Here is a 2,681-nt window from a genome sequence, read left to right on the forward strand (position 1 = left end):
GGGTAGGTGTGGGGTACGACGACGGCACCCTCGACTCTCGCAGTCAGCGCCACGCTGGACAGGCGAGCCTCGAGAGCACCCGCCAGTGCCGCCGACGCCTTCCCGGCTCCGACGACCACGACACGCCGGAACGACCCGAGTGGCCGACCGGCGACGGCCTCGAGGTCGACGCCGGCGATCCGTGACGGAGCCTGGACGGATCGGACCGCTGCATCGAACACGCTTCGGGCATCGAGGGCGAGATCGGTCATGGGGCGAGAGGGTCAGCGGTCAAGGTCGCGCCTGCGGACGTACCATCAGGAAAGGCCTCGGCACCCGGGTGAAAGAACGGATCTGCTCGTCCGCCGTAGTCGACCCCTCACGTCCTCACCTCCCGATGTCCCTGCCTGTTGCCCCCGAGGAACGCGCGCTTCCCGTCACCGCCGAGTACCACCGCAAAAAGTGGAAGGCGATGGCCCTCCCCGGTCTCGTCGTCGTCGCCTTCGGGGCGTGCGCCGTCGGCCGGGCGACGGTCAAGTGGTCCGATGGGAGGCCGTACTTCTGGCACGGCACGTTCGCGCTCGTCTGCCTCAACGCGGGGCTGAGCGTCTTCGGGGACGCGGTCAAAAACCGGGCGCTCTACGAGGTCAAGGCGGGGCTCTAGACCGTCTGGGTAGTGGCGCTGCCGTGAGGCGGGCTCGACGGCGATGGGGCGCGGTGCCCGTCGGCTAGATTCCGAGTGTCCCACCCGTACGCCCGATGTTCCGCCTCGTCCTCCTGGTCGCCCTCGCGGCCCCCGCGTTCGCCCAGCACTTTCCGACCGACGACCCCGTGATCCGCGAGATGTGGGCCGAGGGCATGGACCGGTCCCAGACCGAGGCGATGGCCCACGTCCTGACCGACGTGATCGGGCCCCGGCTCGCAGGCTCGCAGGGCCTGGAGAACGCGCAAGACTGGCTCTTGGAGACGTACGCCGGCTGGGGCGTCGACGCGCGTCGCGAGGAGTACGGGACGTGGAACCGCTGGGAAGCCGGCGCGCTCCACGTCGAGATGACGGCGCCCCGTGTGCAGTCTCTCGTTGCCGAGATGCTGGCCTGGACCCCGGGCACCGACGGTCCGGTCGAAGGACCCGTGGTAGCCCCGCCCGCCGACTTGACGCCCGAAACCGCCCAGGCGTGGCTCGCGGGCCTCGAGGGCGCCTTCGTGCTGACGAGCCCGCCCGAGCCGATGTGCCGCGCGATGCAGGAGCTCGAGGCCAACGCCCGCCCTGAGACCATCGAACGGCTCGAGGCGCAACGAGCGTCTTTGCGGGCGGACTGGCGGCAGCGCCTGAGCGCCCTTGGCCGCGACGTGGCGGGCGTCCTCGAGGACGCGGGCGTCGCCGGGACGCTGTCGTCGCGGTGGTCCGGCGGATGGGGCGCGAACAAGGTGTTCAGTACCGGGAACGAGCGCGCCGTCGGCCTCGATGTGTCGTGCGAGGACTACGGGATGTTGGCGCGGCTGGCCGAGTCCGAGAACGCGCCGCGCGTCCGCGTCAACGCTCAGGCGGAGGATGGAGGCGTGGTGCCGCAGTTCAACGTCGTCGCCGAGATGCGGGGCACGGAGCTCCCCGACGAGTACATCCTGCTGAGTGCCCACCTCGACTCGTGGCACGCGGCGACGGGCGCGACGGACAACGCGACGGGCACGATCGTGATGCTCGAGGCCATGCGCATCCTGAAGGAGACCTACCCGAACCCGCGCCGCACGATCCTGGCCGGGCACTGGGGCGCCGAGGAAGTGGGCCTGATCGGCTCGGGCGCGTTCCGGGAGGACCACCCCGAGGTCGTGGCCGGGCTCCAAGTGGGGTTCAACCAGGACAACGGGACGTGGCGGTTCGAGCGGATCGAGGGGCAGGGCTTCCTGGACACCGCCGAGCACCTACCCGTGTGGATGGCCGCCGTCCCGACCGAGGTCCAGGCCCAAGTCGTCGTCGAGGTCCCGGGCGAGCAGAACAACCGCGGCTCCGATCACACCTCGTTCACCTGCGCCGAGGCGCCCGTCCTACGCTTGCAGTCGCCCTACGACGAGTACCGCCAGTACACCTGGCACACGAACCTCGACACCTACGACAAGATCGTGTTCGACGATCTCAGGCAGAACGCGACGTTGGCGGCGATGCTGGTCTACGGCGCGTCCGAGGACCCGGAGCGGATGACGCGCGAGACGGCCAACCTGCCGGTCAACCCGCGCACGGGCGAGCCCCGCGAGTTCGGCCCGTGCCGCGAGCCGAGGAGGACGGCTCCGAACTAGCGGCGGTCGTCCTCGAGGACGGCGAGCTTTCCTGGCGGCGGCGCCATGGACTTCCCTCTTCGCCGGGGAGTGTTGGGCACGAATTAACTGGCGCGTAGCCACGTCCTCGAGGCTGCTCGTCGTGCCCGGAGTGAGAGTGAGGCCGCCCTCTTTGGGTGGGGATGTCTACATGGGGCGTGGAGTTCCGCAGGCCTCGACGTCGGCGCTATCCGCTCCCGAGGTCGCCGGGGACACCGCCACTGAGAGCAGGAAAGACCGCCCGGGCCCGCGAGCTCCTGGGCGCAGGCCCGGTAAACGTCCGTGTCGGCCTCGTAGCGCTGCTCCCGCTCGAGGTTGGCCGCGCGGCCGAGCGCGTCGGCCCGCTGCCCCTGGAGACCGGCGTCGGCGTCCAGGCCCGTCCGCAGCAGGCC

General features: G+C 70.6%; 4 protein-coding genes. 3 read left to right on the forward strand and 1 reads right to left on the reverse strand.

Annotated elements, in window-relative coordinates; genetic code table 11:
- A partial coding sequence (locus WBA11_RS18350) for a DUF4147 domain-containing protein (RefSeq protein WP_424522080.1) occupies positions 1–251 on the reverse strand: 251 nt, incomplete at its 3' end.
- Between the two features lie 125 nt (positions 252–376).
- Here WBA11_RS18350 and WBA11_RS18355 point away from each other — a divergent pair.
- The 3 genes from WBA11_RS18355 to WBA11_RS18365 all read left to right on the forward strand — a co-directional run.
- Positions 377–643, forward strand: a complete 267-nt coding sequence (locus WBA11_RS18355; protein WP_424522081.1) for a hypothetical protein — start codon at positions 377–379, stop codon at positions 641–643.
- Positions 644–738: 95 nt separating this feature from the next.
- Positions 739–2,271 (forward strand): M20/M25/M40 family metallo-hydrolase, encoded by a 1,533-nt coding sequence (locus tag WBA11_RS18360; RefSeq protein ID WP_424522082.1) that lies wholly within the window; start codon positions 739–741, stop codon positions 2,269–2,271.
- A gap of 176 nt (positions 2,272–2,447) precedes the next feature.
- On the forward strand, positions 2,448–2,681 hold a 234-nt coding region (locus WBA11_RS18365; RefSeq protein ID WP_424522083.1), incomplete at its 3' end, for a hypothetical protein.

This window comes from Rubrivirga sp., from assembly GCF_049648075.1.
In the GTDB taxonomy this organism is placed as follows: domain Bacteria; phylum Bacteroidota; class Rhodothermia; order Rhodothermales; family Rubricoccaceae; genus Rubrivirga.

What these genes read in the sequence shown, in the direction of transcription:
- WBA11_RS18360 (WP_424522082.1), top strand. Translation starts at nt 739, where the DNA reads ATGTTCCGCCTCGTCCTCCTGGTCGCCCTCGCGGCCCCCGCGTTCGCC.
- WBA11_RS18355 (WP_424522081.1), top strand. Translation starts at nt 377, where the DNA reads ATGTCCCTGCCTGTTGCCCCCGAGGAACGCGCGCTTCCCGTCACCGCC.